Annotated in this window: 14 protein-coding genes; all 14 read left to right on the plus strand. The window is 60.3% G+C overall.

Translation table 11 applies throughout. From position 1 onward, the window contains the following. The first annotated feature begins 169 nt into the window (after positions 1 to 169). The 14 genes from FBZ97_RS15975 (at position 170) to FBZ97_RS16040 (ending at position 16085) form a co-directional block, all read left to right on the plus strand. Positions 170 to 1387 (plus strand): deoxyguanosinetriphosphate triphosphohydrolase, encoded by a 1218-nt coding sequence (locus tag FBZ97_RS15975; RefSeq protein ID WP_145320241.1) that lies wholly within the window; start codon positions 170 to 172, stop codon positions 1385 to 1387. Between the two features lie 55 nt (positions 1388 to 1442). Further along, a complete protein-coding gene (argS, locus tag FBZ97_RS15980; protein ID WP_113389627.1) occupies positions 1443 to 3203 on the plus strand; it encodes an arginine--tRNA ligase in 1761 nt (586 codons plus the stop codon). Between the two features lie 61 nt (positions 3204 to 3264). Further along, positions 3265 to 6036, plus strand: coding sequence for an SPOR domain-containing protein (locus FBZ97_RS15985; RefSeq protein ID WP_145320239.1), 2772 nt, complete (start codon positions 3265 to 3267; stop codon positions 6034 to 6036). A gap of 111 nt (positions 6037 to 6147) precedes the next feature. Then, positions 6148 to 6651 carry a GNAT family N-acetyltransferase gene (locus tag FBZ97_RS15990; protein ID WP_145320237.1) on the plus strand — a complete coding sequence of 168 codons (504 nt, stop codon included), beginning with the start codon at positions 6148 to 6150 and terminating at the stop codon, positions 6649 to 6651. A 78-nt stretch (positions 6652 to 6729) separates the two neighbouring features. Further along, complete coding sequence (gene nagZ / locus FBZ97_RS15995; protein WP_145320235.1) at positions 6730 to 7743, plus strand: beta-N-acetylhexosaminidase; 1014 nt, start codon at positions 6730 to 6732, stop codon at positions 7741 to 7743. Positions 7744 to 7817: 74 nt separating this feature from the next. After that, positions 7818 to 8615 (plus strand): ScpA family protein, encoded by a 798-nt coding sequence (locus FBZ97_RS16000; protein WP_069612288.1) that lies wholly within the window; start codon positions 7818 to 7820, stop codon positions 8613 to 8615. Positions 8616 to 8628: 13 nt separating this feature from the next. Then, a complete protein-coding gene (scpB, locus tag FBZ97_RS16005) occupies positions 8629 to 9348 on the plus strand; it encodes an SMC-Scp complex subunit ScpB (RefSeq protein ID WP_145320232.1) in 720 nt (239 codons plus the stop codon). Between the two features lie 244 nt (positions 9349 to 9592). Further along, positions 9593 to 9799, plus strand: coding sequence for a twin-arginine translocase TatA/TatE family subunit (locus tag FBZ97_RS16010; protein WP_069611973.1), 207 nt, complete (start codon positions 9593 to 9595; stop codon positions 9797 to 9799). Positions 9800 to 9853: 54 nt separating this feature from the next. Then, positions 9854 to 10579, plus strand: coding sequence for a Sec-independent protein translocase protein TatB (gene tatB / locus FBZ97_RS16015; RefSeq protein WP_145320230.1), 726 nt, complete (start codon positions 9854 to 9856; stop codon positions 10577 to 10579). Then, positions 10576 to 11397, plus strand: coding sequence for a twin-arginine translocase subunit TatC (gene tatC / locus FBZ97_RS16020; RefSeq protein WP_113333673.1), 822 nt, complete (start codon positions 10576 to 10578; stop codon positions 11395 to 11397). The genes tatB and tatC overlap by 4 nt, the downstream gene beginning before the upstream one ends. A gap of 107 nt (positions 11398 to 11504) precedes the next feature. Continuing rightward, positions 11505 to 12788: a serine--tRNA ligase gene (serS, locus tag FBZ97_RS16025; protein ID WP_145320228.1), complete on the plus strand. Its 1284-nt coding sequence runs from the start codon at positions 11505 to 11507 to the stop codon at positions 12786 to 12788. Between the two features lie 15 nt (positions 12789 to 12803). After that, on the plus strand, positions 12804 to 13568 hold the full coding sequence (surE, locus tag FBZ97_RS16030) for a 5'/3'-nucleotidase SurE (protein WP_069611977.1): 765 nt from the start codon (positions 12804 to 12806) through the stop codon (positions 13566 to 13568). A gap of 4 nt (positions 13569 to 13572) precedes the next feature. Continuing rightward, positions 13573 to 14226 (plus strand): protein-L-isoaspartate(D-aspartate) O-methyltransferase, encoded by a 654-nt coding sequence (locus FBZ97_RS16035; protein WP_069611978.1) that lies wholly within the window; start codon positions 13573 to 13575, stop codon positions 14224 to 14226. A 170-nt stretch (positions 14227 to 14396) separates the two neighbouring features. Continuing rightward, on the plus strand, positions 14397 to 16085 hold the full coding sequence (locus FBZ97_RS16040; protein WP_145320226.1) for a peptidoglycan DD-metalloendopeptidase family protein: 1689 nt from the start codon (positions 14397 to 14399) through the stop codon (positions 16083 to 16085). The last annotated feature ends 1 nt before the right edge of the window (position 16086 follow it).

Genomic DNA, 16086 nt, shown 5'->3' on the forward strand with positions numbered 1-16086 from the left:
GCTGTTTTCTTGTCTATAGGTATGAAGGCCGCAAAGCGGCGTCAATGGGCCGGAATGTACGAAGAGCGGGCATATGTCCGTATGGGCGGACAGGGCCGGGGATCGATTGCAGGGAAACGACTGTCGCGCCGATGGCGGTGCGGGAGCCAAATGCCGGAATGGATTGATAATGACGATTGATACGCATGCATTGGGTTTCGGGTATGGGGAAAAGGCAGCCTATGCGACAAATCCCTGGGAATCGCGTGGAAGGCTCTACGAAGAAGGATCGAGCCCGACACGCTCTGAATTCCAGCGCGACCGCGACCGGATCGTCCATGCGACCGCCTTCCGTCGGTTGAAGCACAAGACGCAGGTCTTCATTGCTCAGGATGGCGATCATTACCGCACTCGATTGACGCATACGATCGAAGTTGCCCAGATTGCCCGCGCTCTGGCGCGAGCCCTGAAACTCGACGAGGATCTGGCGGAGGGTGTGGCACTTGTTCACGATTTCGGCCACACACCCTTCGGCCATACGGGCGAGGATGCGCTTCATGAAGTGCTGCTGCCCTATGGCGGCTTTGATCACAATGCCCAATCCCTGCGCATCGTCACCAAGCTCGAGCGCCGTTATGCCGATTTTGACGGACTCAATCTTACCTGGGAAACGCTTGAGGGCCTCGTCAAGCACAATGGGCCATTAATGACGTCTGATGGTAAGGGCATCCGCGGTCCGGTGCCGCAGCCAATCCTCGATTATTGCGAGATTCATGATCTTGAAATTGCCTCCTATGCCAGTCTGGAGGCGCAGGTCGCCGCGATCGCGGATGACATTGCTTACAATACGCACGACATCGATGACGGCTTGCGCTCCGGTTATCTGACCTTCGATATGCTGGAGGAGGTGCCCTTTCTCGCCAAGCTGATGGCCGAAGTCAGGGCACGCTACCCGCATCTGGAGGCGAGCCGCTTCACGAACGAGATCATGCGCCGGCAGATCACCCGCATGGTCGAGGACGTGATCGCCGTTTCACAGCAGGCGCTCGCCGAAATCAAGCCGGGCAATGTCGCCGACATCCGTGCTGCCGGACGGATCATCGCGACCTTCTCGCCTGAGATGGCCGAAACCGACAAGCTGATCAAACAGATGCTGTTCAAGCGTATCTACCGTCATCCGGACATCATGCGCATCCGTGCCGGCGCGGCGCAGATTGTCACGGACCTTTTCGGCGCCTATATGGAAAATCCCAGGGAGATGCAGAGCCATTACTGGGTCGATCATATTGCGGGCCTGGCGATCGCCCCCAAGGCAAGGCATGTCGGCGACTATCTCGCCGGCATGACGGACACCTACGCCATCAGCGCCCACAAGCGCCTGTTTGACCAGACTCCCGATTTGCGGTAGGCAGCGGCGGCGTCGGGCCGATAGCGGCTCGCGAAGCTCATGCGTGGACGATATGATGAACCTTTTCACCGACTTCGAAGTAAGAATTAAGAACGCTCTCGAACAAATTGATATTGTGCGAGAAAAGCGATCTGAGCTCGACTTCGGTCGTATCGGCGTAGAGCCGCCGCGGGATGCCAGCCACGGTGATGTCGCCACCAATGCTGCCATGGTTCTCTCCAAGCCGCTGGGCACGAATCCGCGTGCGCTTGCCGAAATCATCGTCGCCAAGCTGAAGGAAGATGCCGACGTCGCCGAGGTTTCGGTCGCAGGTCCGGGCTTCATCAATATCCGCCTCTCGGTCGGCTACTGGCAGCGGCTGCTGGCAACCATGATCTCCGAGGGCGAGAAGTTCGGCCGCTCCAAGCTCGGCGCGGGGCAGAAGGTCAATGTCGAATATGTTTCGGCCAATCCGACCGGACCGATGCATGTCGGTCACTGCCGCGGCGCCGTGGTCGGCGATGCGCTGGCAAACCTGTTGGCCTTCTCCGGCTATGAGGTGACCAAGGAATATTACATCAACGATGCCGGCTCCCAGATCGATGTGCTGGCGCGCTCCGTCTTCATCCGCTATCGCGAGGCGCTCGGCGAGCAGGTCGGCGAAATTCCGGCTGGCCTCTATCCCGGCGATTACCTCGTTCCGGTCGGGGAGGCGCTGGCCAAGGAATTCGGCACCAAGCTGCGGGGCATGCCGGAAGAGCAGTGGCTTCCGATCGTCAAGGATCGGGCTATCGATGCGATGATGGCTATGATCAGGGAAGATCTGGAGGCGCTGAACGTTCATCACGACGTCTTCTTCTCCGAACGCACCCTGCATGCCAATGGCGCGGCACTGATCCGCACCGCGATCAATGACCTGACCTTCAAGGGCTATGTCTACAAGGGCGCGCTGCCGCCACCGAAGGGACAGCTGCCGGAAGATTGGGAGGATCGCGAGCAGACGCTCTTCCGCTCGACGGAAGTGGGCGACGATATAGACCGCCCGCTGATCAAGTCGGACGGCTCCTATACGTATTTTGCTGCCGACGTTGCTTACTTCAAGAACAAGTTCGACCGCGGCTTCAACGAGATGATCTATATCCTCGGCGCCGACCATGGCGGCTACGTCAAGCGGCTGGAAGCGGTCGCCCGCGGCGTTTCCGACGGTGCTGCGAAGCTGACGGTGCTGCTATGCCAGCTCGTCAAGCTCTACCGCAACGGCGAGCCGGTGAAGATGTCGAAGCGCTCAGGCGATTTCGTCACGCTGCGCGAAGTCGTCGATGAAGTTGGTCGCGATTCGGTGCGCTTCATGATGCTTTACCGGAAGAATTCCGAGCCTCTGGATTTCGATTTCGCCAAGGTTACAGAGCAGTCGAAGGACAATCCGGTCTTCTACGTGCAATATGCGCATGCCCGCTGCATGTCCGTGTTCCGTCAGGCCAAGGAAGCCTTCCCGGATCTCGACATCGCCTCGCTTGATCTGTCGAAAGCTGTCATTGGCGCGATCTCCGATCCGGCTGAATTGCAGCTGGTTGCGAAGATTGCGGAATTCCCGCGAATCATCGAAGCTGCAGCACAGTCGCAGGAGCCGCATCGCATCGCTTTTTATCTTTACGATCTGGCCAGTTCCTTCCATGGACACTGGAATAAAGGTAAAGATTTACCGGAATTACGTTTTGTTAACGATAAGAACCGAGAATTGAGCATTGCCAGACTTGGGCTGGTGTACGCTGTCGCGTCGGTTTTGAAGTCGGGTCTTGGTATAACTGGGACCGCAGCACCGGACGAAATGCGATAAACGTCACCATTTACCCACATTGCGCTGGCATTAACTGTAGTGTTTGCGAGTGGAACGGGTGATGGCAGAAAAACAGTTGGCGTATCGCGCAAGCGGAAACGACGAGTTCTTTGCGGATGATGATCCGCTCGCAGAACTCGCTCGTATCGTGGGTTTTGAGCCGCGCCCCGCTGCTCAGGCAACTCCTGCGGCTCAACGGCAGGAGCCGGCCTTCAACCTGGAAGACGAGCTTCTTCGCGAATTCGAACGTTACGATACGCCGCGAATGAGTCCGGCAAATGACATCGCCGCTCCGGTCGAGCAGGTGTCACCGCCGAGCCATGAAGACGTTGCGCTCTCCGCTGAGCCGGTGCAGGCCGAGCCCAAGTTTGAAGAGCCGAAGTTCGAAGAACTTGCGCCGCAGCCTGTGGCTCCGGTGAAGCCGACGATCGGCGCTCGCGATCTGATCGACGAGCTGGAAATGTCGATCGCGCCGGTTCTGCAGCCAGCGCCGAAGGCCGCGCCTGTCGAGCCGCAGGCGGCTGCGCCAGTGCCGAAGCCGACGCCGCAATCCGCTGCCGCCACCATACGGTTGCCGCTTGCCAACTTTGCCCTGGCAACGCCCGTCGCCTCGCGTGAGCAGTTCACGCCGCCGGTCGCGCCTGCTGTTGCTCAGCCGGCGCCGAAAGCCACGTCTGACGAAGCGCTGTTCGATGATGCCCTTCATTTCGAGGCGTTTGATCCTGTCGAGCCTCCGCGCGCTCCGGAAGCCGTCTCGCAGCCTGCTGCATCCCAGCCAGCTGCGACCGTCTTCCAGGCACCAGCGCCGCCAAAAGTCGCGAAGGCCGATCCGGCCGCGCTTTCCGCCGAGATCGACGCTCTGCTGGCCGATGTGAATCGCTATCCGGTTCCATCCAGAGCCAATGCGCCTGCAGCGAAGGAAGAGCCGGATTTCGGCAATTTCAGTGCGTCGTTTTCCGAGCCTGCAGAGTTGTCCGCCGCTCCCGTGGCAGCCGCACGGCATGAAGAGCCGAAGCCGATTACCTTCGGTGCGGAGGATCCTTTTGCCGGTCAGGACTTTGAATTCGATTTGGCCGATATCGAAATGGAACTTGCCGGCCTCGATTTCGCTGAAGCCGAAAAGTCTCCCGCTGCTCATCAGCCGGCTCCGGCCGCTCCGATCGCAGAGCCGATCCTTTCCCGCGCAACGCCGGTCGCTCCAGGCCCCGCCGCTCCGGTGATTGCCGCCGCAGCGCCGCAGCCGATGCGACCCGCACCGGCGCCGGCTGCACCTGCCGCAAATGTTGCTCATGCCGCAACCACGGCAGCGCCCGTATTTGAGGCCGACCAGCCTCTGCCGTTCGATCCCACGGAAATCTCCGAGACGGAGGATCGTGTCGAGACCTTCGAGGGTTCGCACGTTCCTCATCTGCCGGCGATCGAGCCGGAGGAGCCGATCGCTGTTCCGCCGGAATTTGATTTCGATCTCGATTCGGAAATGGCGAGCCTGCTCGGTACGCCTGCCAAGGAAGCCGCACCCGAGCCGATCAAGCCGGCCGTTGCCGCCGCACTTGGCGGTGCTGCCGCCGCCGCTTCCTGGTCCAAAAATGCGGCAGCCCAGCCTGCTGCGCCCGTCGCAAAGCAGCCGATCGAGGAGTTCGACGAGTTCGAGCGTGCGCTGGAAGAAGACTTCCGCCGCAGCTATCGCGAGGCGGCTACGCCTGTCGAGAACGTCGCCAGGATGACGTTGAACCCCGCGGCCAACCGTCGCCCAGTCCGCTCCGTGCGCGGCATGGTCACGACTGCAGCCGTCATCGTTGTTCTTGGCGTCGGTGCCTATGGCGCCTACAGCTGGGTCCGTCACGGCGCGCCGATCTCCAGCTTCTCCGGAGAGCCGCGCGTGATTGCGGCCGATAGCGATCCGATCAAGGTCGCTCCGGAAAATCCGGGTGGCACCGTCGTTCCGAATCAGGACAAAGCCGTCTACGATCGCGTCGCTGGCGATAGTACGGCGGCGCCGAAGCAGAAGGAGCTTGTCTCCTCCAACGAGCAGCCGGTTGATGTCGTCCAGAAGACGCTGATCCCTGAGGCGGTATCGCCTGACGACAGCGATGGCGATCAGGTGACGTCGACGCCGGTCGGTGAAACCGAAGATCCGCGCCTGCTGCCGAACCAGAATGGTGGAAACACCAACGTCGCCGCCAACAACGACGATCAGGTGCCGTCGGTCTCGCCGCGCAAGGTGCGCACGATGATCGTCAAGCCTGATGGCTCGCTGGTGCCGCGCGACGAGCCGGTTGCCGATACGGCAGCGCCAGCGGCCAAGCCGGCGAACAATCAGGTCGCATCTACAAGTTCGCGCCCGTCTCCGGCAAATGCCCCGGCAGCGGCCCAGTCGGATAATACCGATGCTGCCAGCGCTGAGAGCACGCCGATCCGCGTCGTCAAGACGAACCCGGTCCCGACGGCACGTCCGGAGCCCGCCGCCAAGGCCAATACGGCTGCTCCGACCCAGGAAGCTCAAGCACAAGCTCAGCCCAAGGCTCAGCCGAAGCAGGTCGCATCGGCTAGCCCGGCGGCAGCCCCGGCTGCGACCTCTGCCGCGGGCGGCGGCGCTTACGGCGTGCAGATCGCATCCCTGCCGACCGAAGCCGACGCGCAGAAGTCGCAGGCAAACCTCAAGGTCAAGTTCGCTAGCGTCATCGGTAACCATCCGCTGGAGATCCGCAAGGCGGATATCGCCGGCAAAGGCACCTACTATCGCGTCCGCGTCGTCGCCGGCTCGAAGGATGAGGCCGCGGCCATCTGCACCCGCTATCGCGCAGCCGGCGGCACCTGCCTGATCTCGAAGTAATCGAGTTAGGCTTTCAGCCTGGGTGTTCGATAGAGTTGAAAAATCCGCCCGCAGAGATCAATCTGCGGGCGGATTTATTTTTGATGCGCTAAGCGCGGGACATGGTGAACGATGCGGCATCTACAGCTATCGACGCGTCGAACGTCCATCAGGCCGTTTGTTCCTGAGGACGCCCCGGAGATCTTCGCCAACATATCGCCTGGCATCACGCGTTTCATGGCTTGGCATCCGCCTGAGACTGAAGCGGCTTTTGCGGATGTTTGGCGGGGGTGGCTGAAGGCAATTGAAGACGGCTCGGAATTGCACTTCACAGCCCGCTACAGGAGTGACGATCGCTTTCTGGGCGTTATCGGTATGCATGCCGCGCTGACCGACACGCCGGAGCTTGGAATTTGGCTTCGCAGCGAAGCGCAAGGCCTGGGATTCGGCCGCGAATTGATCGGCGCGATCATCGGATGGGCAAGTGCGAGCTTTTCTATCCGATATTTCGTATACCCCGTCGCGGAGGAGAACATCGCCAGCAGACGGATAGCCGAAGCCTATGGCGGCGAGGTGAGGGAGTGCAGGTCAAATCCTAAATACCGCTCAGTCGTCTATCGTATACCGCCCAAATAGCCTGCCGAAGACGGTTGTTCCTGTGTATCCCAGCTTGACCTCACTCGCATTTCCCAGCGCAAGCCTTATGATTCGGATATGACCGAATCGAAATCCATGATCCTCGGCTGTAGCGGCCACACCATCACGCCCGAAGAGCGATCCTTCTATAAGGGGGAGCAGCCATGGGGCTTTATCCTGTTCGGACGCAATATTTCCGAACCGGCACAGATCGCCGATCTCGTTGCGTCTCTGCGCGATAGCGTCGGACGCGACGCTCCGGTTTTCATCGACCAGGAAGGCGGCAGGGTGCAGCGCATTCGCCCGCCGATCCTGCCGCATTATCCCTCGGGGCAGGCACTCGGCGATATCTATCGCCAGGATCGCGAACGAGGCCTCCGTGCTGCATGGCTGATGTCGCGGCTCCATGCCTTCGATCTGCTGAAATTCGGCATCAATGCCGATTGCCTGCCGGTGCTTGACGTGCCTGTGGAGGGATCGAGCAACGTCATCGGCAATCGCGCCTATGGCTCCGATCCGGTGACGGTGACGGAAATGGGACGCGCGGCTGCGGAAGGTCTGAAAGCCGGCGGTATGCTGCCCGTGATGAAGCACATGCCCGGCCATGGCCGCGGTTTTGCGGATTCGCATCACGAGTTGCCTGTGGTCTCGGTACCGCGCACGGAGCTGGAGGCGCATGATTTCGCTCCCTTCGTTGCAATGAAGGACGAACTCATGGCGATGACCTGCCATGTCGTCTTTACCGATATCGATCCGGAAAACCCGGCCACGACGTCGCGCAAGGTGATCGAGGAGATCATCCGCGGGCATATCGGCTTCAGGGGCCTGCTCCTGTCGGACGATACCTCGATGAATGCGCTGAAAGGCACGATCGGCGAACGTGCAGCAAATATTATTGCGGGCGGATGCGATATCGTGCTGCATTGCAATGGCGTCATGGACGAAATGCAGCAAGTTGTTCGCAATGTTCCTGCTTTGGCAGGGGCGTCGCTGAAACGGGCCAAGGCGGTCGAAGTGGCATTTGGCAGAAATGATGGCGCCGATGAAGCCTCTATTCGGGCGGAATTCGACGCGATGTTCGCAGTGGCGTAAAACCGGACTTCGAGGAACGGGCGGGTGACAGAGTGAGCGGCAGCACGGACAAGCTTCAGCAGGCGGCAACGCCGATGGACAAGCTCTGGCAGGAGGGTGAGACACAGCGCGGCTCGCACGAGCCGTCGCTTGTCGTCGACCTCGCCGGCTTTGAAGGACCGCTTGATCTGCTGCTGCATCTGGCGCGCAACCAGAAGGTCGATCTGTCCCGTATCTCCGTTCTGGCGCTGGCCGAACAGTATCTTCAGTTCATCGAGAGTGCGCGGCGTATCCGCATCGAGCTTGCGGCCGATTATCTCGTCATGGCCGCTTGGCTCGCCTATCTGAAATCCAAGCTGCTGATCCCGCAGCAGAGCAAGGAAGACGGACCGACCGGCGAGGAGATGGCGGCGACGCTCGCCTTCCGCCTGAAGCGGCTGGAAGCCATGCGCGATGCTGCTACCGATCTTGTCAATCGCAACCGCCTCGGCCGCGATATCTTCGCGCGCGGCGCGCCGGAACATATTCCGGATCGACGCCAATCCGCCTTCGACGCCAGCCTCTATGATCTGCTCACCGCCTATGCGAGCCTGCGTCAGCGTCAGGCCGTGACCCAGGTGACGATCGAGAAGCGCCGTGTCTGGTCGCTGGCCGATGCCCGCGTTATTCTGGACCGGATGATCGGCGAAATCACCGACTGGACGGCCCTTGAACATTACCTGCTGAGCTACATGACGACTTCAAGCGAGCGGGTGACGGCGATCGCCAGCGCCTTTGCGGCATCGCTGGAGCTGGTGCGCGAAGGGCAGCTGGAAATTCGCCAGGAAGGCGCGTTTCAGCCGCTTTACATGCGGCGCGGGCCGAAGCATTCGTCACTGGAAGCAGCGGAATAGGGCAGGAAAGTGCATGACTGAACCGGACGACGAGCAGCATGTAGAGCACGAGGCGGAGACGCCCGATGTAGACGATCGTCGGCTGAGCGAGGCCGAGCGGATCGCCGAAGCGCTGGTCTTCGCCTCAGCGCAGCCGGTTTCCGAGGCCTTCATTGCGGAGCGCGTGGCGCGTGGGGTCGATATTCCCGCCATCATGCAGAAACTCAAGGCCGATTACGCGATGCGCGGCGTCAATCTCGTGCAGGTGGATGGCGCCTGGGCCTTTCGCACGGCCGCGGATCTCTCCTTCGTGATCCGGCGTGACGAGAGCGAGGTGCGCAAGCTGTCGCGTGCGGCACTGGAGGTGCTGGCCATTATCGCGTACCATCAGCCTGTCACACGCGCCGAGATCGAGGATATCAGAGGCGTGCAGACCTCCAAGGGCACGCTTGACGTTCTTATGGAGTCTGGTTGGGTCCGCTTCCGTGGCCGTCGCCGCACGCCGGGGCGACCGGTGACCCTTGGCACGACGCGCGATTTCCTCGATCATTTCGGTCTCGAAGAGCTGCGCGATCTGCCCGGTCTCGAAGAGTTGAAGGGGGCGGGGTTGTTGTCAGGCCGGATTCCGGCCAATTTCAACATTCCCTCGCCGTTGATGAGCGACGAGTTGACCGAAGACGAAGATCCAATCACGCAGATGGATCTGGAGGAACTCGGCATCCTGCCGCCGAGCGGCGCAAGCTCCAGCGATTGAGCGTTGGCCGGCTCGTTCAAGGGGTTGCAACCCTATCTGCGGATTTTCGCGAAACTGCCGGCAAAGTCTCTCTTTCGCCATCAGCGGGTGCGAATATAACAATCATCCTCTCGGCTTGGAGACGCTTGATTGCCCGCATCGGCGCTTGTCATCCCGATATGCGTGGATGCATTGCATTTTGGTGTTTGAAAAACATCCGCAAACGTCTTACATCGAAAAGACACTGTAATTGGGAGTTAAAGCAATGGGTTCTCTAAGCATATGGCACTGGCTCATCGTCCTGGCCATCGCGCTGTTGTTGTTCGGCCGTGGAAAGATCCCGGAGCTGATGGGTGATGTCGCCAAGGGCATCAAGAGCTTCAAGAAGGGCATGAACGACGACGAAGATACGTCGACATCCGCGTCGACGGCGTCCCGTACGGTCGAGCACAAGGCTGACGAAACGAAGTAATCATGTCGGGCAGGCGCAAGCTGAAAGGCTTGCCGTTAGCCCAGGAGCCTTTGCATGTTCGATATAGGCTGGTCCGAGCTGGTGGTTATTGGCGTCGTGGCCTTGGTGGTGATCGGCCCCAAGGAGTTGCCGTCGACATTGCGGACCATCGGTAAGATGACGGCGCGGGCCAGGAAGGTCGCTGGCGAATTCCGCGCTCAGTTCGACGAAGCCATGCGCGAGGCGGATCTGGATGATGTGCGCCAGACGATCGCCGATGCGCAGAAGCTCAATCCGGTCAATTCGTTGCGGGAAGCCATGAACCCGCTGCGCGAAATGGGCAATGAGATAAAGGCTGATCTGCAGCGTGCGGCAACACCGGACAAAGCGGCCCCGGCCGCGACACCATTGCCGTCCGAGCCGGTTCCGGGTGTGACGTCCGGCCTGCCGGAAGCACTTGCGGCTACGTCCACAATGCCTGCCGTTTCGAGCGATCCGTCGCCAGCGGCGGCTCCAGAGGCGGTGGCAGCGGTCGTCCCTCAGCCGGTGGCCGCTGTGAATGACGCAGTACAGAAGCCGAAGGCCGCTCGTAAACCTCGCGCTAAAGCCCCGGCGAAGACCGAGGATGTTGCGGCTGCCGCCGTCCAGACGCCCGTCGTCACGGAAAAACCAAAGCGAGCCCCGCGCAAGGTCGCGGTCGCTGCTGCCGTAGAGAAGACGCCCCCAGCTCCCAGGAAGCGTCCGACTGCTACAGCCAGCAAGGCGACGCCTAAAACGCCCAAGAAGAAGGACCAGGCATGACGGGTGACATCGACGATAAGCCGCAACCGCTTATCGAACACCTTATGGAATTGCGCACACGGCTCATCTGGTCGCTCGTGGCTTTTTTCATTGCCTTCATTGGCTGTTTCGCAGTGGCGAAGCATCTCTTCAACTATCTGGTCTATCCTTATAAATGGGCCGTCGAATGGGCTCATCTCGATCTGGCGAAGTCAGAACTGATCTACACCGCGCCACAGGAGTTCTTCTTCACCCAGGTGAAGGTCGCCATGTTCGGCGCCTTGGTAATTTCCTTCCCGATCATCGCTTCGCAGATCTACAAGTTCGTCGCGCCCGGCCTCTATAAGAACGAGCGCAATGCCTTTCTGCCGTTTTTGATCGCTTCGCCAGTTTTGTTCCTGATGGGCGCTGCGCTCGTCTATTTCTTCTTTACGCCCATGGTGATGTGGTTCTTCCTGAAGATGCAGCAGACGGGTGGCGACGGTCAGATCGGCATTGCGCTGATGCCGAAGGTCTCGGAATATCTGAGCCTCATCATGACGCTGGTCTTCTCTTTCGGGCTCGTCTTCCAGCTTCCCGTCATTACCACGCTGCTGGCACGTGTCGGCTTGCTGACGTCGGCCTGGCTCGCGGAAAAGCGCAAGTTTGCCATTGTTTTCGCCTTCATCGTCGCTGCTGTGCTGACGCCGCCGGACCCGATGTCCCAGATCGGCCTTGCACTGCCGACAATCCTTCTCTACGAGATTTCCATCTACGCGGCGCGACTCGTAGAACGCCAGCGTACCCGGCAAGCGCTCGAAGAGAGTGGCGGAAGTTCCGATATCGCCAAGACGGATTAACGTCCAGGCGGGGAGGCCTTCGCCTCGTTTCTCAGGTATTTGCCGGTTCGACCTCCGACCGAAGCCTCGGTCGGAGCTGTACTTATGTCAAACGACCTGGAACGAAGATGCTTGATATCAGATGGATTCGTGAGAATGCCGAGGCTTTTGATGCAGCGCTTGCCAAGCGCGGTGCGGAGCCTCTGTCGCAAAGCCTCATAGCGCTCGACGAGAAGCGCCGATCTGTCATTCAGTCCGTCCAGGATATGCAATCCCGCCGCAACGCCGCCTCCAAGGAGATCGGTGCGGCGATGGCACAGAAAAACAGCGAGCTTGCCGAGAAGCTGAAGGCCGAGGTTGCCGACCTCAAGCTGTCGCTTCCGGCTGCGGAGGAAGAAGAGCGCACGCTGACGGCCGAGCTCAATGATGCGCTGTCACGCATTCCGAACATACCGCTCGAAGACGTGCCCGTCGGCAAGGACGAGCACGACAATGTCGTCAAGCATGTCTGGGGCGCCAAGCCGACCTGGAACCATCAGCCGAAAGAGCATTTCGAGATTGGCGAAGAACTCGGCTACATGGATTTCGAACGCGCGGCAAAACTGTCCGGCTCGCGCTTCACGGTGCTGACCTCGCAGCTTGCTCGCCTTGAACGCGCACTCGGTCAGTTCATGCTCGATCTGCACACCAGCGAGCACGGCTATACCGAAGTTAGCGCGCCGCTGATGGTACGCGACGAGACGATGTTCGGAACAGGTCAACTGCCGAAATTCGCAGAAGATTCGTTCAAGACCACGGACGGTCGCTGGCTGATCCCGACGGCTGAGGTATCGCTGACCAATCTCGTCTCCGGCGAAATTCTCGATCAGGAGAAGCTGCCACTGCGCTTCACCGCACTCACGCCGTCCTTCCGTTCGGAAGCAGGCTCGGCCGGTCGCGATACGCGCGGCATGCTGCGCCAGCATCAGTTCTGGAAATGCGAGCTGGTGTCGATCACCGACGCCGAAAGCTCCATTGCCGAGCATGAGCGGATGACGGCTTGCGCGGAAGAAGTGCTGAAGCGCCTCGGCCTGCATTACCGCGTCATGACGCTTTCGACCGGCGACATGGGCTTCGGCGCGCGCAAGACCTATGATCTCGAAGTCTGGCTGCCGGGGCAGGATACTTATCGAGAGATTTCCTCTTGCTCCGTCTGTGGTGATTTCCAGGCCCGACGCATGAATGCGCGCTATCGCGGTAAGGACGACAAGAACACCAAGTTCGTTCACACACTGAACGGCTCGGGAACGGCCGTGGGCCGCTGCCTGATCGCCGTGCTTGAGAATTATCTCAATGCTGACGGCTCGGTCACTATCCCCGGCGTACTCCTGCCATATATGGGTGGTCTGAAGAGGATCGAAAAAGCAGCATAATCAGGTGGTGGGGCGATGCGTATTCTTTTGACCAATGATGACGGCATTCACGCCGAAGGTCTGGCGGCATTAGAGCGCATCGCCCTCACGCTGTCTGACGATGTCTGGGTCGTTGCGCCCGAGACGGATCAGAGCGGCCTTGCTCACTCATTGAGCCTTTCCGAGCCGTTGCGCATGCGCAAGGTTTCCGACAGGCATTATGCGTTGCGGGGAACGCCGACCGATTGCGTCATCATGGCGATCCGCAAGGTTCTGGATATCAAGCCGGATCTCGTGCTCTCCGGCGTCAATTCCGGATCGAATGTCGCTGACGACGTCACCTATTCCGGCACCATCGCCGGTGCCATCGAGGGCACGCTGCAAGGCGTGCGCTCCTTTGCTTTGAGCCAGGCCTATCTCTATGAAAACGGCGCGCGCGTTGTGCCCTGGGAAGTGGCAGAAGCACATGCTCCGGCTTTGCTTAACAAGCTCATGAACGTCGATCTGTCTGACGGGACCTTCCTCAATCTGAATTTTCCGAATTGCCGCCCCGAAGAGGTCGACGGAGCGGAAGTGACCGCACAGGGCAATCTTGCCTTCAACGTGCAGGTCGAGGAGCGGGCCGATGGCCGCGGCTTCCCTTACTATTGGCTTCGCTTCGGTGAGCGGAGCGGCATCTTCCGTCCAGGGACCGATATTCAGGCGTTGAAACAAAATCGTATTTCGGTAACGCCTTTGAAACTCGATCTGACGGATTATTCAGCGCAAGACCGCGTGGCGCGGGCGCTCGGTATGGAGTAGCGGATTGACACCTCGTTTGGTGGAAAAGGAAGGCTTTGCGGCCGTGGTGTTGCGGCTGCGGGCGGAAGGCATATTGGACATCGATCTGATGACGGCGGTCGAGCAGACGCCGCGCCTGCCTTTCGTGCCGGCGCAATTTGCCGATGATGCCTATTCCAGCCGCACGATTCCGATCGATTGCGGTGCCTTCATGGAAGGCATCGATCTTGTGGTGCGTATTCTCCATGGCTTGAAGATCAAGCCTGGCCATCGCGTTCTCGAGATCGGCACGGGAAGCGGTTTCACTGCGGCTGTTATGGGACGAATCGTCGAGCGCGTGCTGACCGTCGATCGCTACAAGACGCTGACGACATCGGCGCAGCAGCGCATGGATACGCTTGGGCTGCGCAATGTCATCATCCGTCAGGCGGATGGCAGCGCCGGTCTGCCGGGCGAGGGCACCTTCGATCGCATCCTGGTGACGGCAGCTTTCACGACAATGCCGCGCTTTTATGCCGAACAGCTCGTGTCCGGCGGTTCGATGATAGCCCCGCTTATTATTGATGAGCGCACATGTCGCTTGGTGCGACTGACGAAGACGGGAAGCCGATTCGAGCGCGAAGAATTGTTCGACGTTCCCTATCAGCCCATCGTGCCGATGCTCGCCTCCTATCTTTGAGGCTCAATTCGGGCTGATGCCCCTATGAAACGGGCGCATTGGTGCCGTTTCATTCTCTATGGTTAGCAATTCCTCAAAAAAACACATGCCGCACCAGTGCTTTAACCGCATGGTAAGATTAACGCGCTTTAATCGACCCATAATCGGTTGCGTCTTAAGTGGGTCGAGTCATGGGTTTCAGTCTTTCTTCAAACGTCAGCAAATCGGCAGGGAAGGTCCTTGTGGCCATTCTTCTGGCGAGTACGGCCACAGCTTGTAGTTCGGACACGACCCGTTTCAGTGGTCTCTTCAATAAAACGGACAATGTAACGACCGGCTCGATCAATCGTCGCAGCCTGAACGGTCCGAACGGTGATCCCGTACCGCGCGCAGACGTTGCTCAAGCAGGCGGTTACGGCCAGCAGGATTATTCGCAGCAGAGTGCGCCGGTATCGCAACCCTATCCCAACTCGCCGGCTCGCTATAACCCGTCCTATTCCAGCGCACGGGCTTCGACCGCTCCCGTCGCAATTCAGCGCACCGATCTCGCTCCTCCGAGTGCTTCCGCCAGCAATTCTCGTCGGATGCCGCAGGCGGAATCTGAGGCAATGGCGCAGCCGTTCCCCGCATCTCGCAGCAATAACGGCTCGCGCGCCGCGCCGGCACTTGCTCCCGACACCATGTCGACGGGCACGATCAAGACTGCCGCCGCGCAGCAGATGTCTCCCGGCTGGACCACGGTCAATGCTCCGAGCGTGACGCTGCATCAGGGTGAAAATATTGCTCTGTTGTCGCGCCGCTATGGCGTTCCGGAAAAGGAAATTCTGCGTGCGAATGGCCTGCGCAATGGCGCTGCCGCGCAGCCCGGCCAGCAGATCGTCATACCGACGATGAATGGGGCAGGTGTTTCAGGCCCGGCCAAGATGGCCGCTGAAGCGACTGATCTTTCCAAGGGCGGCAAGATGCCTGGTCCTGCCAAGGCGCCGCAGCAGGAAGCGCTCGCATTGCCCTCCGGCAACCAGATGCGCGGCAAGTCCCAAGCTGGCCTCGCTGACCCCAATAAGCTCGCGGCCGGTAATGGCAAGGGGCCGACGCCGAAGGGCACCTATGTCGTCAAGCCGGGTGACTCGCTGGCAAGAATCGCCAAGGAAAGCGGCGTGAGCGTCGCTGAACTGAAGCGTGCGAACAACATGCAGGCCGGCGATAGCATTCGCATCGGGCAGGCACTCGCGTTGCCACGCGGTTCCGTCGCTGCTGCAGACCCGGTCAAGACTGCCTCGATAGAGCCTCAGAAGGCATCCGCCAAGCCGGGCGCGTTGCCTGTGGAGCCGAAGCAGGCCGCCGCAGACCCGATCGCCAAGCAGGCACCCAAGGCGGTTGCTCATGCCGACGCGGCAGCTGATGCCCCTGCCAAGCCGAAGGAAGTTGCCTCCGCTTCGCCGAGCCAGTCCATTAACGATGCCGCAAAGTCGGATGCGCAGGCCGATGCGCCCGAGGCGACCGGTATTGGCAAATATCGCTGGCCGGTTCGCGGCGCTGTCGTCGCCGGCTATGGCGCCAACGTCAACGGCAGCCGCAACGACGGCATCGACATCTCCGTTCCCGAGGGCACGCCGATCAAGGCGGCCGAAAACGGCGTCGTCATCTATGCCGGCAATGGCCTGAAGGAACTCGGCAACACGGTTCTCGTCCGCCACGACGACGGTACCGTCACGGTCTACGGTCATGCGGACGCACTCAGCGTCACTCGCGGCCAGAAGGTCCAGCGTGGTCAGACGCTCGCGACGTCGGGCATGAGCGGCAATGTCAGCCAGCCGCAGCTGCACTTCGAAGTCCGCAAGAATTCGGCTCCGGTCAACCCAATGACGTTCCTTGAATAGG

It is taken from the genome of Rhizobium sp. ERR 942 (genome assembly GCF_007828395.1).
Lineage (GTDB): Bacteria > Pseudomonadota > Alphaproteobacteria > Rhizobiales > Rhizobiaceae > Rhizobium > Rhizobium dioscoreae.

Excerpts from the sequence above, each read along its gene's own strand:
- FBZ97_RS16000 (WP_069612288.1), top strand. The coding sequence starts at position 7,818 with ATGGACAAGCTCTGGCAGGAGGGTGAGACACAGCGCGGCTCGCACGAG.
- FBZ97_RS16040 (WP_145320226.1), top strand. The coding sequence starts at position 14,397 with ATGGGTTTCAGTCTTTCTTCAAACGTCAGCAAATCGGCAGGGAAGGTC.
- surE (WP_069611977.1), top strand. The coding sequence starts at position 12,804 with ATGCGTATTCTTTTGACCAATGATGACGGCATTCACGCCGAAGGTCTG.
- FBZ97_RS15990 (WP_145320237.1), top strand. The coding sequence starts at position 6,148 with ATGCGGCATCTACAGCTATCGACGCGTCGAACGTCCATCAGGCCGTTT.
- FBZ97_RS16010 (WP_069611973.1), top strand. The coding sequence starts at position 9,593 with ATGGGTTCTCTAAGCATATGGCACTGGCTCATCGTCCTGGCCATCGCG.
- scpB (WP_145320232.1), top strand. The coding sequence starts at position 8,629 with ATGACTGAACCGGACGACGAGCAGCATGTAGAGCACGAGGCGGAGACG.
- tatB (WP_145320230.1), top strand. The coding sequence starts at position 9,854 with ATGTTCGATATAGGCTGGTCCGAGCTGGTGGTTATTGGCGTCGTGGCC.
- tatC (WP_113333673.1), top strand. The coding sequence starts at position 10,576 with ATGACGGGTGACATCGACGATAAGCCGCAACCGCTTATCGAACACCTT.
- nagZ (WP_145320235.1), top strand. The coding sequence starts at position 6,730 with ATGACCGAATCGAAATCCATGATCCTCGGCTGTAGCGGCCACACCATC.
- FBZ97_RS15985 (WP_145320239.1), top strand. The coding sequence starts at position 3,265 with ATGGCAGAAAAACAGTTGGCGTATCGCGCAAGCGGAAACGACGAGTTC.
- serS (WP_145320228.1), top strand. The coding sequence starts at position 11,505 with ATGCTTGATATCAGATGGATTCGTGAGAATGCCGAGGCTTTTGATGCA.
- argS (WP_113389627.1), top strand. The coding sequence starts at position 1,443 with ATGAACCTTTTCACCGACTTCGAAGTAAGAATTAAGAACGCTCTCGAA.
- FBZ97_RS15975 (WP_145320241.1), top strand. The coding sequence starts at position 170 with ATGACGATTGATACGCATGCATTGGGTTTCGGGTATGGGGAAAAGGCA.